Here is a 22,755-nt window from a genome sequence, read left to right as displayed (position 1 = left end):
TGGACAGTTCATAAAAAAATTTAAAAAACGCATACTTCATCGGCGGTTATTTCCTCTCCGCTATGCATATCTTTTATTTTCTTATTACCTACTGAGTTGGCACTAACTTCTCGATAAACAACATGAGTTCCCATATAACTCGTTTTAATAGCAGTCACTTCAAAATAAGAGTTTCTATTAATAAGAACTTCCAGCTCGCCATCAATAACACTTGGTATGACAATACCGCTTTTACCCTGTTGTAATTCAAACCTTGCAAGATGACCTGAATGAAAGTTATAAGCGACATCTTTTGATATAGAGGTCGAAACATAAGCGCTAGGGCTCACAATATCGCCCACTTTTATATCGGATATATAAGCCCCCAGTTCACGTTCACCTCTAAAGGTAACGCCTTGATATTTAAAACCGATGTCAAATGCTGAATCTATATGATTTATTATATTCTGGGTTTCCTCATCAATAACACCCGAGATAAAACTTTTTCGAGTCGATGCAAAAGCATAGTCTTGATACGCAGCAAGTGCAGCGGCCTCTTGTTCCGAAAGTAGCCCTTTTTGAATCTCTGCTTGCTCGTATAATTCCCCCCTTAGCTGGTTAAATTCTTTATAATCATCAATACCAGGCTCAGACATAATCTCCATGATCTGTTTTATGTCTGAACTGGTGTAATAGTTATCATTGTATTTCAAACCTGCTATTGAATAAGCACAAAAACAAACTTGAAATAATAAACCCAATAATACTTTTCTAAATTTCATATTATTTACCAATAGACGAAATAAGATCGCCTCAAAGGTAACGAGGAGAACCCTAATCACTTATTTATTAAATAATACCTCTTATGAATATATTCCTAAGAGGTATTGGTTATCACAGACAAAACAATGCTGAACGGGTGCGAAGTAACACTTCATCTCCACTAAAACTATCGTAAATATGTATATCTGGTTCCGCTTTTAGGTAATTGGCCGGATTTTTTATCTCTCTTAATTTTATGTAATTCTTTTCCGGTGACATTCTCTCAATCGCTTCAACACGAAAATACGTGTTCGGTTTAGCCAAAACTTCAGCTTCATACGCTTTGAACGTATAAGCATTGATTGCTCGCCCTGATGACTTCAACTCAATTTTGAATTGAACCGCTGAAACGTTTTGATATGTTTCCGCAGCAGAAAAGTGTCTCGCCACACTTGGAATGGTTGATGTCGATAAAAAAGCTTTTTCATGCAAGATGTCACCAACATTTAGCTTTTCCAGCAGGCTGTTCTTAATTGACGAACCTCGATAGACCGTGCCTTTAAAGTTGGGCAGTTTATCCATTACGCTTCGCATATGAGCAACCCGGACTTTTAGTGCTTCCGCATACCCTGGCATCAGAAACTCTTTCGGTTCACCAGCTACCATATACTCTTTAATAACATCATGATCGACGCGGCCATAATCTTTAATCGCCGAGTATTCTTCTGGGATCATCTTTCTTTCTGCTTTTTTATGATGAGCGATTGACCAATCCATCAGATCATTTGCCATCTGCTCTTGCTGCATAGGCGACATATCTCGCCCTTTAAACTCAGTAAAGTCTTCTGCAAATGCGAAGTGCTGAACAACACCCGCTAACAGTGCAGCCACTATTCGTTTATACATATTTTGCTCCCTGCTCAACCGCAAACGAGAGAACGCCAATAAGATTGGCTTATCTCTTCACCCGAATAAAGGTTATATGTCACGCCCTCTGTCTTTTCGTGAGATGAAATTGTCTCGAGCGCCACCATTACAACATTTCGATGAAACTCGATGCTCGTGACTTTGTAATAAGTGTTAGGGGGTAACAACACCTCAGCTTCTCCTCTAGAACCAAACCAACCGCCAAGTGCCCGACCATTACTTTTCACTTGAACTTCATACAACACACGCTGTACCGGTTGCGGATTGTTCGGCCTTACAACCGCAAAACGCTTGGCAACTTCAGGAATGACACTGCTTGATGTAAACGCGGGCTCAACTACCACATCCCCCACTTGCAATTTGTTCAAAAGCGACAGTTTTACCCATGCACCACGGTAAGTGACTCCCTTGTAGCGAGGCAGTTTTGTCATCGCGCTTCGAACCGTCTTAATAAAGGCCTTCGCACTTTTACCTGCCCTACCCCACGTAGAGGTATCCGTAGCCCTCAAGTAATCATTGGCGAACTGATAACCAGAAATGGAAAAGTGTTCTAACGCTTCAGCTTCGCTCGCCGTCATCAATTTATCGGGCCAGCCACTGGACGTTTTCACCCAATCAGAAAATTGAGACGCTAATTCATCGACGTGACTCTGGCAGCGTAAAGGCGCCTTTAAAGCATCAAAAGGCGCAGCCTGAGCAGCAAAGCTAAAACAGAGAATACAGAGTGAAATCACTCTCAACATCGTCTGTTCCTCCCATTACCAATATTGAGGATTATTTGGGCTTAAGTCACAGGGTAGGCGTAGTTCATTCTGCTTGATCACACCGAATCGAATCGCACTAAACAGCTCTAACTGCTGACGAGTCACACTGTTAAACCAATCAGAAAATGGTGTTAACCAATACAATGATTCATCACCGGCGACCTTAAATAAGGCTTCTCGCAGTGGCGGGTACATAATCTGACATGTTCGACCCGGTAGCTCAGTAAAGTTTTCATTCATTTGAACCAGAAGATCGATCTTTTTCCCCAATGCAGAAGTAGCGCTGAACAACTCATCAATCGATGCATGAAGACGAACGTCATACCTCATGTCTTCGCCACTTTTATCAAGTGAGTAATAAGTAGAATCGCTATCGTCAAGGTTGTAATAAACGTCCAACGTCATATAACGCAGTAAATGTGCAGGTAATGGTTCAGACAGAAGGGCGGTTGTCCCTATTTCTCCCGATGCGAAGTGACCTGTCGACATATTCTGCGCATGGATAATACTGATGTATCTTTGAAAATCGCCAATTTGTTTAGCAAGCCATGCTTCACCCTTGCTCTCAACCACACTCATCGCTGCTACAATCTGATTTTTTACAACGCTTTTCGCCAACGGCAATGCCGAAGCAGGATGACTGATATTTAACTGAGACGCCTTTAGCGCTGAGGCAATTAAAGGAGCATGTTTATCGATATCAAAGCTTCCTGGATAAAGATAACTATAAAAACCATTAACATGCGTTGCTAGCCACTCGCTCTCTAATGCTGAGCTAATGAGTCCCTCCAGTTTTTCGACGCGCTTTGAATGCACGTTATACCCAGAATCTTTGATGCTTTCATACCAATCAGCAATGTGGTGCAATGACGATTTTGGCGATAAATTTTCTTTTTCTAGGTAACTCGAAGACCAAGCGGCACACGCATTACCACCACCACACTCCGCTTTTAGCGTCGCGCTGGAATCAAACACCCAACGCATAACTCGTGCTTTATCAGCGTCCGCTTGTCTGATAAAACGTTGCTTATCGAAATGACTTAGGAGCTGTTGTTCCAGCCACGCTTCTTCATGTTGAGAGCGCCAACCTTCATTGAGCAATGCATCCATCGTTTGAGTAAACACGCGCTTAATCGCATCACGGTTTGGCATCACCATCTGCGAAATCACATCATCTTTCGCTGAGTCATAATGCTCTCTCTCTTCAGGAATCCAGGTATACTCTGTACACTCGACGAAACTCGGGCTCACCGAAAGCATCCAGACTCGCGAACACTTCTGGTATCCTTCCTGAATAACAAAGTATTTTTGATGTTGCTCTGTGGCCGTCGCTGGGCGCCCAAAAATACTGCGAGACATCTCATCAATTGCTAAGTAATCCGCTTGTTCTTTAAAATAGCGATGCGCTTTCGCCACCGCTTCTGAATCGAACAAACGATCAATCGCTTTCAAACCTTCCGCGTACATTTCTTGCTTTAACTTGGCTCTAAGCGCACCAAGCTGGGTATGCGCGGTCTTGACGATTTTGATCTTCGCATTGAGCACGTGTTGGTGAAGTTGGTGCAGTGATTGGCTATCTAAACCTTCTATTTCCTCATTTCTAAGTTTATTCAGTACCGCGACGGTTAAATCCAAATGATCTTGTTGGCAATGCTGCAAACGCGCTAAGGCTCGATTGGCGACTCGCTTTGATGGCACATACATTGGAGTGCCGTTGTTTTCTTCATGCTCTGGATACAAAGCTAACAACGCATCAATCTCAGGGCGGCAAGTGGATGCAAGATCAGAAGGAAACAGTTTGGTATTCGCCCCCTCTAACGCGAGCTTATTAAAGATAGCCTTCTGGACTTCACTCTCCACCGAGTTAATCAACGTCTCAGCCAATACGGCTTGTGCTTTTAACGCCACTTGATAATGCTGTTGATACTTAAGCGTAATATCAGTGGCATAGCCCTTGGCCAACGCTTCAAGCATACGTTGTTGACCCGTTGAAAGATCCGCCCAGTGCTGCTTATCTTTTTTATCTTGTTGAGTAATAATGTCATCATGAACGGTAAAGCTATAATGCTCACCCGCAGCAACTCGATTCCAACGAGCAGTTAAAATACTGTGATCAATATCGCGTTTAGGGAGATTAAGAACACCAAACCAGTCAATTAAGCTCATCACCGTAGCAAAGCGATCGTAAGACGTTTTTGTCTCATCTTCAAAAGCGTGAGCCACATCATTTGCCCATAATCCCACGGCAATGGTATCGCCCACCGGTCCTAAAGCGTTAAAAACGCCCTTAGCAAAACCTGCCGTCGAACGCCCGATCGTCGCAAGTAAACTCGCCGCTTCTTCGGCTTCAAGCACGGCAACATTAACAGGGCCGACTTCTAGCAGAGATGCGGTTGCTGGGAAAACGTCCTCTGCTTCAGCAAGCGAAGGGCGAATATCAGCGTGGTGTTCTGGTGCAGATGAAAATAACGTGTCTGACGTTACGCCTTCACTAAAATTTCGGTAATTTGACTTACGTACATTGTGGAAGGTTTCACGATCCAATACCTTGTATTCATCGCCAATGTTGCAGACTTCAAAGGCATTAACACAGGAGGAAGCAATGGCACAGGTTAATACCAATTTTGGTAACTTCATATGACTGTCCTTGGTTTGAGAAGTTATTCGCTTCTTGCAGGAAGCAGCAAACCTCCGATTACGTATTCGCAACAGGAAATGAAACGTTATTAATTTAAGATGCTCTCGTGGGCAAACTTTGAGACTGGAAGGGACGTAGCGCTAAGTCTTTGGGTGATGCCGAGGGATCATTGGGTTTATATACAGCCAAACTTTTTTAGTCTCTTATTTCTCCTGCATATAAAAGTGCCGGTTAAAACGCCCCTATCAAAGTGGCATGGCACTCTTTTTATTTTTATAAAATTTCGCAACACATCAAACAAGGAGACCAGACACAGCCTGCTCTTTATCTCAGCTTGTTGTCAATTATTCGTCACTTAAGACAATAATAAATAGGATATTACGTTTCATCAGAAGAAGTGTTGAGAATCATCAGAATACAGGTCGTGATGGCATAAGAGAGCAGTGTTTCATGCCTAACGCGATCAGGGACGGTTAACAACAAAAAGGTGAAGAATGCCTTTTGATTAAAACGGTCGACGATCGGATCAATCGCCAAGTCGAGCTCGCGGTGAACGATTCAAACAACGCCATCATTGAAACAATTACTAGTGATACCCTGCTGAGTTAGTTTGTAATAATTTATCATATTTTATGGGCATGGCAATATAATGCTTCAACTTTATAGACGCATTTTGCACTCAATGACGGGGGGTTATATCGCTTTGATAATTGCGCATCATGTTACGCACGACTCCAACATCAAATCAAAATCGCGGATGAGTCAGTGGATGGACTGTTCGCGGCGTATTTGGCATACCAAAGTGGATAAGGAAAAGTATTGCCTTCCTTTTGCACGTTAATGCTTTTCGATTGGGACGGGGGCTCCTATTGATAAAAAACATCACAATTGACGTCGTTCGTTAATCGATAACAAAGCAAATCGCATTCAAGAGTGACTTCTCACGGCACTGAACGGGCGATGCTGCTTTTCGGCTACCAGTAAGCGTCATCAATACTGTCGTTAGTTCCACCGCCAGTGTCTCAAAGACGGAGTCTTCCAGTATGGTATGCGCACTACCTCTCCACTTTTCGCCCCTTTATTCTCGCCACAGCACAGGGAGGGTGAGAAGGTACAACAGACCATCCTGCGGGTCGAACGCCGCACTGAAACAAAGCGCTTTAAAGGCAATATCACAGAAGGTTCGTGGTTTTAGAACGTGACCATACACAAAGAATTGCGAATGAAAATTTAATCGAGTAAATTTTATCGACTAGAAATTTATCATAAAAGATAGCGCGCCATTAAATGTGCATCCGCTCTTTGCCGCTAAGATTCATTGCGTTTTTTCGGGTAAAAAAATTAAAGGCAATGAGTGAGTGGTGATGATTTTATTACTGCCAAAGAGTGTAAATGCGCATGCGCACTAATAGAATGTTATGTTACTAAGGACGGTGTCATGCTCAAACAGTTAAATCAAAGTATTGAATCCGAGTTAAAAGCATATTGTCAAAAATGGCTTTGTCACCTGTCACAGCATAATTTTGAACACGCTCTTGATTTGGTAACTGTCCCTAACAATGACGGTACGCGTTGGGGGGAAATGGAAATAAGAAAGGCTATTTTTGACTATTACGAGGGCGGATCAGAATTTAACATCGAGAATACTGATATCGCGTTTTGCACACCAGAGTTCATGGAATGTAATGACGGCCGTTACCTTTTTGGATTCTATTTCCCTGTCAATGGTGAAATCACTGATTTGACCGTTGAGTTCGAGTTTTCTTGGGTCAAGGACGGTGAGTTAAGTGCCACTATCAATGGCATTCACGTTTTGTAGTAAAAAGCACATATCCTTATATGTTAGGTTTTCGAACGTTTATCGAGATCATAGTATGGCAATATGATGTCGATTTTTTTCAGCATAGTTAAAATACATATTTTGTTTCTGTATACCGTATATCGGGTCACTTTAGATCGCATGTTTTAGTAGGGCAGTTTTTATATGCGAGTCGTGATTGAGTGGTCATTAGGGTTTCAACAACCTAACAAATAAGATCATAGTAAGAGATATGTTGGGTTAGAGGGGCAATGAAGATCACCTGATGCGAGTTAATTAGAAGATCTTCAATCCCCTCACTTTCAATACTAGTTATCTATTTCATTGACGCAAAGTTATTGTTTTTTTATCCACCATTTCGGTGGGTAACTCCCTTTATGTTTCTTTTTTCAACCCGTTATCATATGCAATAGATTCTATATTAACGAGTTAATCAGATCGCTTAATCGCAGGCAAAGTTAGGCATAACGTTGATAAACATCAGGAGAGTTAAGGTATAAACAATGCGGGTGCTCTTGGCTGTCTGTCAGGGGCATAAAACTGTCAGTATCACATTATTAGTCGCATTGCCACGCGTCAGGGATGAATTGTGTGAAATTCAGTATCAGGTTGGTACGCCACTCTTTAAAGCGGTACTTGCCTACGAAGTGAGATAATCAAACCTAAATAGTGAGGCAGCAATGCCTCACCATTTCAGGTTTTGTTGGGTCACATTGCCAATGCGTACCCACGCTTTTTATATTTAACCTCTCTTTACCACCCAAGCGATTGTCGCTCTGCTACATCCTCACTTTCGTTGTATCTCTGAATAACGTCAGCCAAGACTTAACTGCTCCCAACTATCTTGACGCAGAGATTCATTCACACGGCGACCACGATATTTACCTTCTGCTTTTACTTTCGCAATGCTTGGGAGGCGTTGAGCCCTATCTTTTGTTATCTGTCAGCTACGCTTGGCGTTTAAAGTTTAGTAAGGAAAGAACAGCTAACACAACAATGATACCTGTCATCACATTGATAATAGACTGTGCTGTGCCATTATAAACCTGACTGCCTAAATCAATTGCCGCTGAAACAATAAATAGACGAATAGCGGTAACTAATGATGCTGCTATACCGGTGAGCTCGGGAAAAACTTTCATGGATTTTGCAAAAAATAGCCCTGCTGATAAACCAGCACCTGTAGAAAATAAACACATTGTGCTCGTTAAAAACAGTGGCGTATTTATCATGGAATCTGGAGCAAGAAAAAAGACAAGCGGCGCCAGAAAAATAATGCCAAGACCTATGACTTTTAATTTCTCGATGCCATATTTATCAATCAAGCGTCCGTTATTTAAGCTTACGATCACAAATGTACCCAGTGTTGCCATTTGATATAAAGGAAACACATCAGGGCTCACATTTAATTGCTCTATGTACAGTAAAGACATGTTAGAGACATAAACCATTATGGTAGCAAAAATAAAGCTCGTCATTAAGGTGTTGCACCAAAAGACAGGAGATGCCAATACTGTTTTGTAATCAGTCGCTACACGCTTTAGCTGTAGTTTTTTTCTTTTATCCACATTGAGTGATTCTGGTAAAAACAGGAAACACATTGTTGCCGATATAGATACAAGTGCGGCAATAAAAACAAAGTTTGCCTTGTAACCCATATGTAGGCTTATCCAGCTCCCAATCAAAGGCGCGAGTGCCATTAGGCTAACGACCAATGTATTGATATCTGCAATCAATTTGGCTGCTGGCTTTTCATCGAATAAATCAAAGATCATTGCAGTTCCGACAATCACACAGGCTGAACTGCCAAATCCTTGTAACAAGCGAAAAGCAAGTAATGCCTCTATTTTTGTTGAAAAAATACAGCCAATACTCGACGCCAAAAAGACACTAAAGCCAAACATTAGGATCTTTCGACGACCCAAATGATCGGAGAGAGGACCATACATTAATGAGCCTAAACAAATACCGATAAAATTGTAGCTGAGAATACGTTGCACCATGACGGCATTCGTATTGAAATTATTCAGTATCTCTGGAAATGTCGGAAGATAAATATCGGTTTCCATTGCAGCGCCAAGGAAGATAAAAACCATTAAATATCTGAACCATTTTCCATCGTAAGATATGGGAAACATAGTAATCAATCCAGTTGTTGTTTTTATAAACTTTAATATTAGGGGGGCTGAGTTGAATGACGATATTGAGAGGATTTATCGTTTTTCTATAATGCTACACACTCATTTGTGGATGAGTATTTGGCAAGAATTTAGCAGATTGTTTTGTGGATGCAAAGCGTAAAAAATAATATTTTTTTCTTCAGCAATTTCGCCGAAAATCCTCGCCCATCTTGCGACACTCCGGGCATCGTTCGGGACGTAAATGCAGCCCTGAACCTGCTTGAAAAAGGCATTCTGGAATTTAAAGCGGCTGGTCGTTTGTGCCATTTTATACATTATTTGTCACGAGTAATCATGTATAAAGAGTACGTCGGGGAGGAGAAGTTATCCTTACAGGTCATAAATGCCGATGACATACAGGCTCCGATGATTAAAGCCGTAACCTTAATACACGTAAGGGACGAGAGACTCGTTATGTTTCCTGTTTTCATTAAACGGCACCTTATCAAAATGGATGAATACCGGCGTATAGCGCAAGTTTTTTGAGCAGTGCTTTGTCGTCAGGTGAACAGGTGTCCGTCAGAGCGGCAGCGTGTAATGCTTGCAGTAATAAACGGGGAATGTACAGGGGAAAAAACACGTCATTATCATCATTTTTCTGCACGTTTTTCGTCTTATTTACCGCGGCAAAGGCATGCTTTTTACACCAACCGTCATATTCGTTCATCGTTACGACAATGGGAACGCAACCCATATTGACGACGCCATTACGATTGGGCCTTACCCCACGTTTCAATAACACACTGATAGGTAAACCACCTGCATACACGACGTCGTTGTTCAGTTTTAATACCGGTTTCACGGAAACCTTTAACGGCGGCAACCCCCCCTTGTTGTCTGACCCACTGTTGCCATAAAAATAAACTTTCGTTGTAAAATCGGACAAAGTGCGCTTCTTTTACCCCAACGAGCACGCTTTTCATTGCCGCACTCTTTGATAACTTCACTTTTTGTTCTATCAACATCAACTCTCTCCTCTGTTTTACTCTCACCCTGTCTCTCAACGCTATAGCGTTGACTGTCACGGCACATATTGATAAAACGTATATGTGCTTTGCTGCGAAAAAACCACTGCGCCTACAGCGCAGTGGTCTATGTTAAGGTTGACCCTAGGGCGCTTTCCCTTTTTAACGCCTCGTTTCACTTAAAAAGCAAAAAGAGCAAACGCCAACGACTCAACGCGAAACACCCAGTATTATCCTGAGACGCAAGAAACGTAATTGCCGTTACTCCCACCGGCGACAGCGCTGCCGCCGCCGTTGAGGTCCACGTAGTATAAAAAAGACTCGCTTGGCGAGGACGACCAGTAGCCGTAGCGAGTCGGCCAAGATTTCGCTGTAAACAAAGCATTACTCGCACTCACCGCTTTATATTCGTTATATAACGACACTAACACCTCTTTCTTCGGCAGTGTCTAGTCACTACGACCATGGTAATGAGTCTGCGCTAGATATTGGCACCATCGCTCCGCTTGACCGGTGTGATTAAACAACACCGCCCTAAACCCTTGTAAACCATCTTTCCCTCCTTCTCTGTATGTGTCCGTGTAATCTGAAGGGTAGTTAATTTTCTCAAGGTAACTCAACTCAGGGTCTGGGGTGTACCACACACCAGGGTTATTGATTGATGGCAACACCGGTAGACACGCAAAAGAGTCATCAGGACACGGATAACTGCCCGAGGGCACATCCGCAAACGTAACACTGGCCGTGCTTGAGTCCATCACCTCACCATTAGGGCGCGTTAAACGGGCAATAATATCGACCGAGCCGGCCGCTGTATCACTGACCTTCACCACCGTATGGCCATTATCGTCTGTCGTTGCAGGGCTCACACTCGCACTCGCGGTGTCACTGGACAGACTCTCTGCACGTATCGGTAATCCCGCCACCGGGTTACCGTTGGCATCTTCCACCGTCACTTGTAACGCATCTTGCGCTTTTCCGTCTGCGGCGGCATTATCTTCGGTCACCACTAACCTCGTCTCGTTGGGAAATGTTGCCGTGTTTGCAAAGGTAGGTCACCTCTGGGCTGATCAATTCATTGTATGCATCCCCTTTGTCTGTCACCTTAAAACGGTAGCTCCCGGCTTTTGTGCTGCTCGTGGTGAGCGTCGTCACTTTACCTTGACTATCAGCACGGGTGATAATGTTCACATCGTTATCCGACAAGATGCCACTTAACTTATCGAGCGTGATCCCATTTCCCTCTGTCGGCTGAGTCACCGTCGCTAGTACCACTTTGTCCCCATTCGCTAACACGCTGTAACGCTTCATGTTTAACGTCATTTCGGTATTCGCTAAGCACGTGACGTAATACGGGGTACTTGGGTCATAGTCGTCGGCGTGACCGGCAGTGAAATTAAACCCTTTCACGCTATATGTGTCGCACATTTTTAATGCATAGGGCACAACAGAATCACTTGGTTATCACACTCATTAAACAATTGTGGTTTATCGATAAAGTCAATAATAGCTATAGCGATGATTTATGAATAAAAAAGCCACTGAGGTTGAATCAATGGCTTTTTAAATACTATAATTATTAGTTTTTGAAATTATTTCTCGTAGAGAATCTTAAACTAAGGAGTATATGAGACACAAGGAACAGCATCTTCCGAATTATGATCTCCAAAGCGATAAATCTCCCCTGTTGCTTGTCTTACCCTATAAAATTCAGTTTCCAAGTCTACATATGGAGTTTTTGTAAAATAGCCTTGGTAATTGGGCCAATTGTAAGATTTTACAAATTCGTAATCATAATCTTTTATTAGATTAGAGAAAGGTTTTGCTTCAACCATTTGCCAATCTTTTCGACCATAATATTGATTATCTGCCAAAGCTTTACAAAATTCAGCACCCTGAGCAAAGGTTAATCTCAACGCAATAAAGTCAGGAAGACCATCATTCATACCTTGTCCGGAAACATGAACATCTCGATTGAAATTAATAGTCTTTCCAAATTCAAGTGAAGCTTCTGGTGTATAGAGTATATCTGGATTTTGTTTATCATGTACCACTGGCAAACATTTATAGGAACCGTCATCACACGGATATCCTCCACTTTGTCTATCATAGAAAACTATTTCTCGTGAAGATGAAGTAACAACGTTACCGTTAGGTCTCGTTATTGTACCTCTTAACTGTACACGTTCAGGAACGGTATCTGTAAACTTAAGAAGAACTTCACCGTTGTTATCAGTTTTATGTGACTCTGGAACTAGTTTGAACGTTTCACTTGCTTGAGATAATACATCAATATTAACGTCAACATCTTTTACAGGATTGTTATTGCCATCTTTTACTGTAGCTTTGATGATGTTTACAAAATTACCATCTGACTTAGCAAAATTACTAACTATCTCATAGCCAGCATCTTTACCTCTAAAATCCATAGAATTTAAATCAGCTACATATTCTACTACGGGGCTCGTTAACTGAATATCCGTATCATCGTGATCGTACACTTTGAAACTAAATAATCCAATTTTGCTGCTAAGTGTTCGAACTGTATATTCTTCGTCACTTTTTTTATTCAGTTGTAAGTTAACATCATTTAATTCTAAGGTTCCTCCTTCTTTAATTAGCTCAATATCTTTTGTGTCACTGTTTTGTAATTTCAGAGAGGCTAAATCAACCCATTGATTATTTGCAACCACTTTTTGAGTTATCATATCGAGCGAAATATCTGCTCTCTTCATACAAGTCACAATATAAGACGTATCACTTTTATAAACGTCAGTAATGCCAGACTGCATATCAAATACTTTAATAACTCCATTATCAGAGACCAAATAATCGTTACCAAAAGGCCATTTAGATAAGTCTTCGTCTAAACCATCATCATTAATATGGAATTGACGAAATTTTTCTAAATCCGACAAGGTCGGTAAAACCCCCATGCTTTGACAGTAAAGGTTACCCGATTTGGCATCGAAACCGGCTAAGGTATTCGACACCGTGTTGTCCCACACCGAGTTTACTTTGTACCCTTGCGCATCTACCTCGGAGTACAACGCGGGCGCCGTGAAGGTGTGCTTGTTGCCATCCACCAATGACGACCACCCGGCTGGGTGCTCGTTCGGCGCCACGTGCAGTTTTAATAGCCCGGAAGTGAACCCGTTGTATTCATCTGCCACGATGTAACTGATGTAATGATCCCCCACCGTGCCTGCGCTGAACGTGAACGCTTTGTTGGTGATCGCGTCTTTATCTGCCGGTGACACGTCGGCAGTAAAACTCTTCACTTCCAACAGTTGCCAATCGCCACCATTCGGATCGGTGATCCCTAAATCTTTGAGCTGAGATAAATCCAACGTCAGCGATTCACCCGAGCGCGCCGTTATCGCCGGGTTATTGGCATTAATGTCGTATTTCGGTTGCGCGATGGTCGGGGCCTCGTTAGCCACATCAGAAAAGGTGATGTAAATCACCCCAAGCTTATCATCACCGCTTTGGCTGTTTTTCACCGTGAACACCACCCGGTTCCACCCTGCTAACTCGGGAGGCGTAAAAGTAATTTCGGTACCATCGCTATTAACTGTAGCTTTGCCTTCATTATCTTGCATGCCCTGTACGGACACAGAGTCTGCCACTATCGCATCGCCTGTTTGCCAGTCGCTACCCAATAACGCGGCCACATCAAAGGCTTTCGCATCGTCATCTAAGGTCATCGCACCGGATATCGGCGGCAATAATGGTTGGCTCGCCGAGGTGGCCAACACCTGTAAATGCACCCGAGTGCTTGGGCTGCCCGCTTGCTTGGCGGTGTACTGGTAATCACAGTGCGCCCCCTGTTGCGCGGTTAGCGTCAAGCCCAAACCACTAATGCCCGGTTGACCACACCCTTTTCCGGTGACTGTGGCATCACTCAGCTGGATCTGATCGCCGCGCACAAAGTTTGCCACGTCAACCTGCGAACGTACCCCCGGCTTGACGACACTGAACCCGTCCATCGCCAACATTTTTACCGTGGGTGTCGGGGGGCTCGGCGGCACAGGCGACGGCGAGCTGCCATCACTGCCCCCACCACAGCCGGTGAGTAAGACCGCAATGCACGCACCTAAGGTGTGCAAACGAAACGTGTGTTTTTTCATTTTCTTTTCACTCATTAAAATCGCGAGCCGTTTTCTTGCTCGCAGGTGGTATCTGTTGTTCATTCAAGCGCGTTGTTGTCGGTTATAAGCCGGCTTCAAACATCAAGACAAAGGTGTCTCGGTACGTCCCGCTCTTGAGCGTGTCCATCGGTTGATTATTAAAATCTACCTTTAACCGCGCTTGTGCTTGCGTCGGGTTAGGCGCCAAGATAGTGGCTTTGTGATCACTGTTATCTATCTTTGCCACACCGTTCACAATTAACTGTTGGGTATCACAGCCGGTGACACAGGTCAGGTTATAGTTGATCTCACCGCTATCAGGTTCGGTCGAGGTGAGATGGAACTGGCCGTCGGTATGCGGTTGTAGCCCCATTAACACCCCATTCGGGAAATTACCGGTGGCGGTCACGGTATACATGGTTTGTCCGCTTACCTTGTGATAACCGTGATACTCTGCCGCAATCACCCCATCCCCTTGTACCTGAATGTCATCTAAGGTCGCCGGTTGGTAAACCACCACCACGTGTAGCGGCATCACCAAGGTATTGCGCACCCTGACCCCGTCACGGTAGTAGTCATAGGGCACGGTTATGTTCACGTTACCGCTGTACGTGCCCTGCGTCGCTTTCGCCTGTTTAAAGGCTTGCGCTAGCGCAGCCGCATCGATCGGTTTTAATACCGGTCGATAATGCGTAAAAGGCGCTTCGTCGTGACTCAAAATGACGTTGACATCCCCTGTGCCCGTGCCTAGGGTTTGCGCCATGTCACCACTGATGGTGGTGTGTGCGGTGCCGGTGACGGGCTCTTGGCCATTGACACTGGATAAACGGTATTCAATACCACTTATCGACAGCGGCACTTGCACTGCCACCCCGTCTGGACCGTGTAACGTCAAGGGGGTTTGCGCGTTTTGCACCCCCCCCGGGATCACACTACTGCCGGTCGGTAAATTGATCGGCAGATCCCACAAGGCCGGAGTAATGCCACCGGCGACGGAGGTCGCGGAGCGCCACTGCAACTTTTCACCCACTAAATGCCCCTCTATATCGGCGGCATGACCGGCCATCGACCACAGGGCCAGTAACACACTGGCTACGCGTGACAGTTTCATTATGCCCCCTTATGCGTACTAAGGGTTTGACCTGACTTGAGGATCATGTCGTCTTTGTACGTCATGTGATGGGTAGACAGGCTGACTTTCATGCTCGCTGCGTTTTGCATGCCTTTCGGTAGCGTAACGTTAAGATCTCGACCTGCAACGGCATACAGCACTTTGTTACACGCATCGCGATCGTTGCCGACGGTCCCGGTTGGGCAGGTGTCTAACACCGCATGCAGGTAAGTGTCTGCATAGTTATGTAAATGGAACGTCTTGCCTTTAAACGTCATGTCGTAGTTCAACGGGGCGTCTTTTTCTGCCGGTACAATGAAGTACGGCGCAAACCCAACGGCGACCTGCAACGCATGTTTGTTGGCTTTGCCTTTGGCGAAATACGGGGTCGGCACAAACGTCACTTGGTACATGTGATCTTTAGTTTTATCGGCCCCCGCTTTCGGTTGGTAGCTCACGTCAAAGTCTTTTTGTAATTGTGGATCAATCACGGTGCGCGCTGGGCGCACAGTGATATCCCAATCCGACAAGTTATGTCGCGTTAACGGGGTTTTGACAAACTGGCCGTCTTGGGTCGTCACCTTGCTCATCGCTACCTGAATAAACTGACGGTAATCTTCTGAGTTAGTGATGGTGAAATGCCCTTTGCCGTTGTCTGCAAAGCCCATCATGCTATCAATCCCAATGGCATGGCTGGACAGGGGGGCCACTGCCATCATGATTGCCCCAAGTATTTTTGTGTTCGTTTTCATTTTGTTACCTTATACAGTTGGTGCAGCGCTTTGCGCACTGTCAACAACAACGAATGAATGTAAATTATCAAGTACACTTTGTTGTGCGATGGTATATTTCTCTTGAAGACGAACATAAATGTATTCGCTGTCACCAATGTCCACACTCGTCACGTCTAAGCCGACGTGTTTTAACCGAGTAACGACTTTTTTGCCGTCTTCAAGGTCTGTAAATTTACCGACATATAACAATGTGTTGTCTTCTTCTTTAAGCTGTTGTTGCTGATCCCACGGGATGTTTTCTTCTTCGTCGTTAAGCCCCGGTAGACAATACGCTTGGGAATAGGTCTTCAAAGATTCCAATGGTGAATAGACACACACGTTTTTCTGGGTGATCAATTTAAAAGTCGCCTCTTTGGCGTAATTAACCCGATATACCCCATCATCAGACAGCTGTTCGACTGACTGACACCCGTCCCCTAAGCAGTGCACACTGCCGGTAATAGGCTGACCGTATAAGTTGTTTAAAACAAACACATGGCTTTGCAACGGTGTCACTTCCGTGTTCACACTGTGGTACATCCCCGGCATCATAAAATGTTGATACGGGGTGTTATCAACCAATACGTTTTCCGATTCCGCATCCAAATTAATGTTGATGTCGGTGTATGGGTCAATATTCAGTAATGTGGTGCTGTTGGTCTCTACGTTGTCTTCATAGCGGTATTCCCCGTTTTTACTCAGCCCATAGTGCACAGGCACGGTGCGCGATGGGTTCCCCTTTAACGTTGGGGCGATGCCCACAAACGATTGGCCTTGCTCTGACGTTATCATGCCGCCTTCGCTCGACAGCACTTGGGTGCTGCTGATATTGCCTGACAGTGAACGTTCACCCCGTGAATCGATGTAACCGTAGCCACTGTAGTTAAACCTGTCAGTACTGCCGCTTGCGGTGACAGATAAATCACTCTCACGCTCCGCTTGTTGACCCAGTTTGACACCGGCTGTCGCTGACAAGATGTTGTTGTCGTCGATATGACTGTACGTCGCACTTTGCTCGCTGTAGGCCATATCCGTATCGTTAAACGCCATTGCCGTAAGGGTACTGAAGCTATCGTTAAAGTCGTAACGCCACGCGACGGTGGTATTAACCGCGTTATGTTGATCGTTATACTCACTGTATGTGCTGTTGATACTTAACGTCCCCACCGGTAAGTTGCGTGACCAACTGAGCGACAAGTTGTGACTACTGGCTTCATTGTTGTTGTCTTTATCATCAGTGACGTAATTAAAATAACTCACAAAAGCATTGCCACCGAGTAAGGCGGTTGTGTAGTTCACACTCCATTCGGTATAGTCTTGATCACCAAATAACAAACGCGACAACGGATGCGGTGTATTGTCCAAACTCACGGTCCGATAAGACGTAGAAAGCGGACCGATCCCGATGACACCGTTTTGGTAACGTTCACCGGTGTTAAACAACGCGCCGGTGTAGCTAACATTCACCTTGCCACCAATGATCCAAGCGGTACCCAATTGCAGCTCGCTGTCATCGGTGTTGGACGTCGCGCCAATACCGAGCAAGGTATTTTCAGAAAAACGGTACGATGCCGCCCCGCGGACATAGGTTCTATCGCTGTCGGTTATTGTCAGGTGATGACGCTCATCAATGTCCGTGTTGTCGATGTTATCTAAGACGCCCGATTCAAGGCGGTAGTCCCAGTCACCGACGTTGATGGAGAACTGATCCGTGTTCACAACCTGACGCTGCTCTCTAAGAATTTCGTTCTTACCTTGTTTTAATACCAAGGTAATGGTGTAAATCCCGCTAGGCAGAGCGTCGTAACCGATGGATTGCTCCCCTTGAGCCACAATTTTATCAAGCAGTAAACGGTCGCCTTGGTAAACCTCTAATTGCGCATCTTGTGGCGCAAAGAAGTGAATACGTTGGAGCGCTTTATGGTTACCTTTGACCAAGTTTTGGCTCGACCCGACCGTTGCCCTCACACCGGCATAATTGGCACCGTAGCTTAAAAAGTCGGTACTGTTTAACGAACGGGTATTGCGATCCTGATAACCTATCACGACGTGTTTGTTTTGCACGTCAAGGTCATACGCTGCACGGTATATGTGTAAATCACTGTCTTCTGACACATATTGCGAATCCACCGACAGGTAACCATAAGGTAAACCGAGCACCGCGTTGTTGGTCCAGTTTACGTTGCTGTTGTTGTCACTATCGGTATAAACATACGCATCGGAGTAGTTGATTAATGCATTGTTTTCCCGTTTTTCTGGGTAATAGTCCACCTTGCCCGTTTTGTTTGTCAGCATCTCGGGAGAGACAAAAATACGGAGTTTGCTATTATCAAAATCATACACATACTCCGCATGGCCAGTTTTTACCGTTGGCACACATAGGGCTAATTCACCCTGACAATGTGGGTTAGCTTGTATGCCTTGTTGTAAGGTTGCGATGATCGCGCTCACTGCCACCGGTGAAAGGTGTTGTTGGCGTAAATACTCACTCAATGCCGTTACCGACGCCCCAGCATCGATTCGATAGGTTTCATACGTCACAGAGGAAGCCACATTCACCGATGACGCCGCCCCTGCTACTTCCACATCAATGCGTTGCGACTGCTCTTCAAAAAAGTCAGAGAACGCGGATGGGTAGGCTTCATGGCTTGATGGCGCAGCCATGACAGGCAGGCTATGGAGTAAGCCTGCAATGACTAACGCGAGATACGTCTGTTTCATAATACTACCTCTGCAGATAGCCCTATCGTGCCGTAACACTGCTGATTGTTGTCTGTTTGCGGTAATGTCGGGTAGCGCACCTCAAGGTGGTGTTGATCATCACTGCCATTAAATCTTTGTCCGTCATGTCCCGCTTCATCGCTGTCTTTGGGCGCAAACGGTTGGCCATCTAAGGTAAAAGATAAACCGTTCAAGGCATCGGATTCACCCGTACTGTTGATGCAATAGTGCTGTGAAACTGGTAACGTGAGGGAGTAGTTAACGTTATCACCCGAGCGACTTTTTACCTCAAAATCAATATGTAATGGTTTGAATGCCTGTGATTTTGTATCATAGGAAGACACATAATCCCTCTTACCAATAATTTCAATGTCACCCATATTGTTATCCTTGAATATGGTCACTGCTGGCGTGAAGGTTTTTGGTATCTGTGTGGCATTTGCGTTGTGTCCCACTAAACAAAAACACAAGATGGATAAATTAATGAATTGATAAGGGCTCATATATCCTAACTATTTCAATGCTTAATTTTTAAAATAGAAAACCACCACTGCCCGAAAGCTGTGGTGGTTTTTCACACATAAAGCGACGATTAAGCCTCTGTCGGTGCGATAGCAAGCACGGCTTGTACTACAACGTTGTCTGCTGCCTGTAGCGTATTAGTGCCCTGGCCTTTCACAATTTTTAGGTTGGTTATGTTTGAATCCGACGTCTTTGGGATCGAATCATTCACGTTCTTGTTCACGCCATCAACGCTAACAGCAAACGCCTCTGCGCCATCTTGTGACATGAAACCATTGATACCCACTTCTAGGTCTGTCAACGTCGCGCTGTAACCCAATGGCTCGATGTCTTTTGTTGGGTCATACTCGTCACCAGACTTGCTATCGTGCTTCACGACTTTGAAGCTCATGGTTGATGAGTTCGTCAACTGGACACCTTTATTAGTGTTTTCAAACACTAACTGGCCGTTATTAAAGTCAGTCGTTGAGCCTGCGCCTACGATTAAGTAATTGTCACCTGGGTCTGTTTGAGCGGGTACGGTACCTGCCCACTGAAAACTTGCATGACCTGGCGTATAGCCTTTTGCCATCGCCTGCGTGGCTGCCATACCAAGTGTCGATAATAGTGCTACTGCTAATAGTTCTTTTTTCATTGTTTATTTCTCTATTAAAAATTCATTATTGGTCCAAGAGAGAATGGGAGGAATCATTCGCCCTTGACGGCAGCGATAATAGAGAAATCACAGAGAGACGGAACTAAAATATCCCCGCCCTTGTTCTTTTTAATTTTTTCAGAAAAACCAAAAAGTAAGCCGTTGAATAACAATTAAAATAAATTTTCAAACACCGAAATAAAAGACGAAAAAGAAAGATAAAAACACTCAAAGAATCGTTTTTAGTGATATTTTTAGTCTGCGACGTGGTTTTGAGCTTGTATTGACCCAAAGACATCAAGTGAAATCAAAATAAATTGAAAGAGTTAGCAATAATTTAGGGGTGTTTTAAGGTGATTTTCGCCATTCATTCATGGCCGTTGATGAAGCGACCTTGAATATTGGTGTTAATTACTTTGTGGGGTGATACTTTCATTTGTACACGCTGTTGCGTTGACGTGTATCAACATTCCCAAATAACATTTTATAGACATTCTATGTATGGCTGATCTATCTGCTTTGAAAAGGGGCACCCCCTTATGTTGATGGCTATACTGAGTTTGATTCAACGCCATCTCGAGTATGATTCTGGGTTATCTTTTGCTGTCACTGTTTAACTGATGTGCAATACGTAGGCATGACATGACTCCCCATCACGTTTTTCAAGGTTATTTCTCACCAACGCCCTTGGTAACAGAATGCTACGTGACGTTAAGCAATATCACTGATGTGAAATAAGCTAAGCGGAATGAATATTGATGGGAAAGTGAAGATAAAAGAGGAGCGAGTAAATAAGAGGGTATCGAGCAGGGAGTAACAATTGGAATGTATGACTCAATGTTACCGCCATCCATAGCAGTAAACATTGTTGTAGCGTTGTTCTTATGCTTCTGTCGGTGCGATAGCAAGCACGGCTTGTACCACAACGTTGTCTGCTGCCTGTAGCGTATTAGTGCCCTGGCCTTTCACAATTTTTAGGTTGGTTGTGTTTGAATCCGACGTCTTTGAGATCGAATCATTCACGTTCTTGTTCACGCCATCAACGCTAACAGCAAACGCCTCTGCGCCATCTTGTGACATGAAACCATTGATACCCACTTCTAGGTCTGTCAACGTCGCGCTGTAACCCAATGGCTCGATGTCTTTTGTTGGGTCATACTCGTCACCAGACTTGCTATCGTGCTTCACGACTTTGAAGCTCATGGTTGATGAGTTCGTCAACTGGACACCTTTATTAGTGTTTTCAAACACTAACTGGCCGTTATTAAAGTCAGTCGTTGAGCCTGCGCCTACGATTAAGTAATTGTCACCTGGGTCTGTTTGAGCGGGTACGGTACCTGCCCACTGAAAACTTGCATGACCTGGCGTATAGCCTTTTGCCATCGCCTGCGTGGCTGCCATACCAAGTGTCGATAATAGTGCTACTGCTAATAGTTCTTTTTTCATTGTTTATTTCTCTATTAAAAATTCATTATTGGTCCAAGAGAGAATGGGAGGAATCATTCGCCCTTGACGGCAGCGATAATAGAGAAATCACAGAGAGACGGAACTAAAATATCCCCGCCCTTGTTCTTTTTAATTTTTTCAGAAAAACCAAAAAGTAAGCCGTTGAATAACAATTAAAATAAATTTTCAAACACCGAAATAAAAGACGAAAAAGAAAGATAAAAACACTCAAAGAATCGTTTTTAGTGATATTTTAGTCTGCGACGTGGTTTTGAGCTTGTATTGACCCAAAGACATCAAGTGAAATCAAAATAAATTGAAAGAGTTAGCAATAATTTAGGGGTGTTTTAAGGTGATTTTCGCCATTCATTCATGGCCGTTGATGAAGCGACCTTGAATATTGGTGTTAATTACTTTGTGGGGTGATACTTTCATTTGGGTAAAATGTTGCACCTTTGGTATTTTTCCACATCAAATAATATTTTATGCCATGTGGTGATGATTAAACCGTTTATCTGAAAAATAAACGGTAAGCAAGGTCTCATAGGTTAAGGTTAACTGAAGTAATATTAATAGGACAATGAAAATTAAAAAGTGCCGCTAGATAAAATATAGAAAGCAGATAGTAACAATTAGTGTACGTAAGTAGATCCTCGCCGTCATCTATAATGGCAAGTTTTGTTGTAGGGCTATTATTTGCGCGGTGCGCATTCACAGGGTTGATAGCAATGCTACAGTGATTAAGATATATCAGTGAGAGTTAAAGAAAGCATAAAAGTTATGAGCAACATTTATTGAGTAAAAAGAAGTTAACTCATCATCTTTTAATAAAAAAAACCCACTACAGATGGATAGTGGGTTTTTACTTTAATTTTAAACACTCATCTTTTGTAGAAAAAACATAATAAGGTATTTAAATAAACTGTACTGTGATAATTTTCGCACATTTAAATGACTGCTAGACTTTTTATTAATACCTAAATATCGATTGAACTTGGCTGAATATATTAGTTCGGAAATATCTCGCCTATAAGCTATAAAATATGATGAAAAAATAATTAAGGATCTTTTTTAGTAAAACATTGAGGAGAAGAAGTAAATCGACAATCATCGCACATCAAATTGCCCGTTTTACTTACACCTGCAACCTTACAATTTTTAAAATCGTTTATAATAGCTTCTCGCCATTTTTCTTTGTGGATTTTAATAGATTTGCACCTAGGACACTGCCTCATTACAACCTCATTAACTGTATAAATGGATACAGAGATGTATAGTGTATGCATGCTGATGTAAAATAATGCATCTTTATTTGGTGATAATTTTAGCAAAATTAAAGTTAGGTGCTCTTTTACAACTCTCTTTCGTGGTTAGTGGCTACGCA

18 protein-coding genes are annotated in these 22,755 nt (G+C 43.6%); 2 read left to right on the top strand and 16 right to left on the bottom strand.

Annotation, left to right across the window (positions count from 1 at the left end):
* Positions 1 to 20 precede the first annotated feature (20 nt).
* The 4 genes from SKA34_RS06070 to SKA34_RS06055 form a co-directional block, all read right to left on the bottom strand.
* Positions 21 to 761 carry an ADP-ribosyltransferase gene (locus SKA34_RS06070; protein ID WP_039859751.1) on the bottom strand — a complete coding sequence of 247 codons (741 nt, stop codon included), beginning with the start codon at positions 759 to 761 and terminating at the stop codon, positions 21 to 23.
* Between the two features lie 112 nt (positions 762 to 873).
* The gene (locus SKA34_RS06065) at positions 874 to 1,647 is read right to left on the bottom strand and encodes an ADP-ribosyltransferase (RefSeq protein WP_006644618.1); all 774 of its coding nucleotides are present in this window, start codon (positions 1,645 to 1,647) and stop codon (positions 874 to 876) included.
* Between the two features lie 14 nt (positions 1,648 to 1,661).
* A complete protein-coding gene (locus tag SKA34_RS06060) occupies positions 1,662 to 2,411 on the bottom strand; it encodes an ADP-ribosyltransferase (RefSeq protein ID WP_006644617.1) in 750 nt (249 codons plus the stop codon).
* 15 nt (positions 2,412 to 2,426) lie between these two features.
* Positions 2,427 to 5,069, bottom strand: coding sequence for a hypothetical protein (locus tag SKA34_RS06055; RefSeq protein WP_006644616.1), 2,643 nt, complete (start codon positions 5,067 to 5,069; stop codon positions 2,427 to 2,429).
* Positions 5,070 to 6,508: 1,439 nt separating this feature from the next.
* Between SKA34_RS06055 and SKA34_RS06050 the strand changes: the two genes are divergently transcribed.
* Positions 6,509 to 6,889, top strand: a complete 381-nt coding sequence (locus SKA34_RS06050; protein WP_223295690.1) for a hypothetical protein — start codon at positions 6,509 to 6,511, stop codon at positions 6,887 to 6,889.
* Between the two features lie 503 nt (positions 6,890 to 7,392).
* Positions 7,393 to 7,545, top strand: coding sequence for a Hok/Gef family protein (locus SKA34_RS23135; protein ID WP_157044451.1), 153 nt, complete (start codon positions 7,393 to 7,395; stop codon positions 7,543 to 7,545).
* Between the two features lie 291 nt (positions 7,546 to 7,836).
* Here the strand turns inward: SKA34_RS23135 and SKA34_RS06045 are convergent, their stop codons facing one another.
* The 12 genes from SKA34_RS06045 to SKA34_RS05990 form a co-directional block, all read right to left on the bottom strand.
* A complete protein-coding gene (locus tag SKA34_RS06045; protein ID WP_006644613.1) occupies positions 7,837 to 8,985 on the bottom strand; it encodes a multidrug effflux MFS transporter in 1,149 nt (382 codons plus the stop codon).
* A gap of 529 nt (positions 8,986 to 9,514) precedes the next feature.
* Entirely contained in the window at positions 9,515 to 9,763 is a 249-nt protein-coding gene (locus tag SKA34_RS23285; protein WP_039859744.1) for a hypothetical protein, read from the bottom strand.
* 13 nt (positions 9,764 to 9,776) lie between these two features.
* Complete coding sequence (locus SKA34_RS06030) at positions 9,777 to 10,034, bottom strand: hypothetical protein (protein ID WP_006644610.1); 258 nt, start codon at positions 10,032 to 10,034, stop codon at positions 9,777 to 9,779.
* A gap of 449 nt (positions 10,035 to 10,483) precedes the next feature.
* Entirely contained in the window at positions 10,484 to 11,041 is a 558-nt protein-coding gene (locus SKA34_RS23515) for an Ig-like domain-containing protein (RefSeq protein WP_006644609.1), read from the bottom strand.
* On the bottom strand, positions 11,028 to 11,345 hold the full coding sequence (locus SKA34_RS23510) for a hypothetical protein (protein ID WP_232284228.1): 318 nt from the start codon (positions 11,343 to 11,345) through the stop codon (positions 11,028 to 11,030). The genes SKA34_RS23515 and SKA34_RS23510 overlap by 14 nt, the downstream gene beginning before the upstream one ends.
* A gap of 305 nt (positions 11,346 to 11,650) precedes the next feature.
* Positions 11,651 to 14,227, bottom strand: coding sequence for an Ig-like domain-containing protein (locus SKA34_RS06020; RefSeq protein ID WP_232284227.1), 2,577 nt, complete (start codon positions 14,225 to 14,227; stop codon positions 11,651 to 11,653).
* Positions 14,228 to 14,246: 19 nt separating this feature from the next.
* Entirely contained in the window at positions 14,247 to 15,275 is a 1,029-nt protein-coding gene (locus tag SKA34_RS06015; RefSeq protein WP_006644606.1) for a hypothetical protein, read from the bottom strand.
* Positions 15,275 to 16,027, bottom strand: coding sequence for a hypothetical protein (locus SKA34_RS06010; RefSeq protein WP_006644605.1), 753 nt, complete (start codon positions 16,025 to 16,027; stop codon positions 15,275 to 15,277). Before SKA34_RS06010 ends, SKA34_RS06015 begins: the two co-directional genes overlap by 1 nt.
* 9 nt (positions 16,028 to 16,036) lie before the next feature.
* On the bottom strand, positions 16,037 to 18,769 hold the full coding sequence (locus SKA34_RS06005) for a TcfC E-set like domain-containing protein (RefSeq protein WP_006644604.1): 2,733 nt from the start codon (positions 18,767 to 18,769) through the stop codon (positions 16,037 to 16,039).
* Entirely contained in the window at positions 18,766 to 19,149 is a 384-nt protein-coding gene (locus tag SKA34_RS06000; RefSeq protein ID WP_006644603.1) for a hypothetical protein, read from the bottom strand. The genes SKA34_RS06005 and SKA34_RS06000 overlap by 4 nt, the downstream gene beginning before the upstream one ends.
* A 212-nt stretch (positions 19,150 to 19,361) precedes the next feature.
* The gene (locus SKA34_RS05995) at positions 19,362 to 19,925 is read right to left on the bottom strand and encodes a hypothetical protein (protein WP_006644602.1); all 564 of its coding nucleotides are present in this window, start codon (positions 19,923 to 19,925) and stop codon (positions 19,362 to 19,364) included.
* Positions 19,926 to 20,807: 882 nt separating this feature from the next.
* The gene (locus SKA34_RS05990) at positions 20,808 to 21,371 is read right to left on the bottom strand and encodes a hypothetical protein (protein ID WP_006644601.1); all 564 of its coding nucleotides are present in this window, start codon (positions 21,369 to 21,371) and stop codon (positions 20,808 to 20,810) included.
* Between the last annotated feature and the right edge of the window lie 1,384 nt (positions 21,372 to 22,755).

Source organism: Photobacterium sp. SKA34 (assembly GCF_000153325.1).
Classification (GTDB): Bacteria; Pseudomonadota; Gammaproteobacteria; order Enterobacterales; family Vibrionaceae; genus Photobacterium.
The sequence above is the reverse complement of the archived record's forward strand: the minus strand, read 5'-3'. Positions and strand labels throughout refer to the sequence as shown.

Coding starts and splice junctions, on each gene's coding strand:
- SKA34_RS06010 (WP_006644605.1), bottom strand. CDS start 16,027: ATGAAAACGAACACAAAAATACTTGGGGCAATCATGATGGCAGTGGCC.
- SKA34_RS06000 (WP_006644603.1), bottom strand. CDS start 19,149: ATGGGTGACATTGAAATTATTGGTAAGAGGGATTATGTGTCTTCCTAT.
- SKA34_RS06050 (WP_223295690.1), top strand. CDS start 6,509: ATGCTCAAACAGTTAAATCAAAGTATTGAATCCGAGTTAAAAGCATAT.
- SKA34_RS06045 (WP_006644613.1), bottom strand. CDS start 8,985: ATGGTTTTTATCTTCCTTGGCGCTGCAATGGAAACCGATATTTATCTT.
- SKA34_RS06020 (WP_232284227.1), bottom strand. CDS start 14,227: ATGAACAACAGATACCACCTGCGAGCAAGAAAACGGCTCGCGATTTTA.
- SKA34_RS23510 (WP_232284228.1), bottom strand. CDS start 11,345: ATGAAGCGTTACAGCGTGTTAGCGAATGGGGACAAAGTGGTACTAGCG.
- SKA34_RS05990 (WP_006644601.1), bottom strand. CDS start 21,371: ATGAAAAAAGAACTATTAGCAGTAGCACTATTATCGACACTTGGTATG.
- SKA34_RS06015 (WP_006644606.1), bottom strand. CDS start 15,275: ATGAAACTGTCACGCGTAGCCAGTGTGTTACTGGCCCTGTGGTCGATG.
- SKA34_RS06065 (WP_006644618.1), bottom strand. CDS start 1,647: ATGTATAAACGAATAGTGGCTGCACTGTTAGCGGGTGTTGTTCAGCAC.
- SKA34_RS06055 (WP_006644616.1), bottom strand. CDS start 5,069: ATGAAGTTACCAAAATTGGTATTAACCTGTGCCATTGCTTCCTCCTGT.
- SKA34_RS06060 (WP_006644617.1), bottom strand. CDS start 2,411: ATGTTGAGAGTGATTTCACTCTGTATTCTCTGTTTTAGCTTTGCTGCT.
- SKA34_RS05995 (WP_006644602.1), bottom strand. CDS start 19,925: ATGAAAAAAGAACTATTAGCAGTAGCACTATTATCGACACTTGGTATG.
- SKA34_RS23135 (WP_157044451.1), top strand. CDS start 7,393: ATGCGGGTGCTCTTGGCTGTCTGTCAGGGGCATAAAACTGTCAGTATC.
- SKA34_RS06030 (WP_006644610.1), bottom strand. CDS start 10,034: ATGTTGATAGAACAAAAAGTGAAGTTATCAAAGAGTGCGGCAATGAAA.
- SKA34_RS06005 (WP_006644604.1), bottom strand. CDS start 18,769: ATGAAACAGACGTATCTCGCGTTAGTCATTGCAGGCTTACTCCATAGC.
- SKA34_RS06070 (WP_039859751.1), bottom strand. CDS start 761: ATGAAATTTAGAAAAGTATTATTGGGTTTATTATTTCAAGTTTGTTTT.
- SKA34_RS23285 (WP_039859744.1), bottom strand. CDS start 9,763: ATGGGTTGCGTTCCCATTGTCGTAACGATGAACGAATATGACGGTTGG.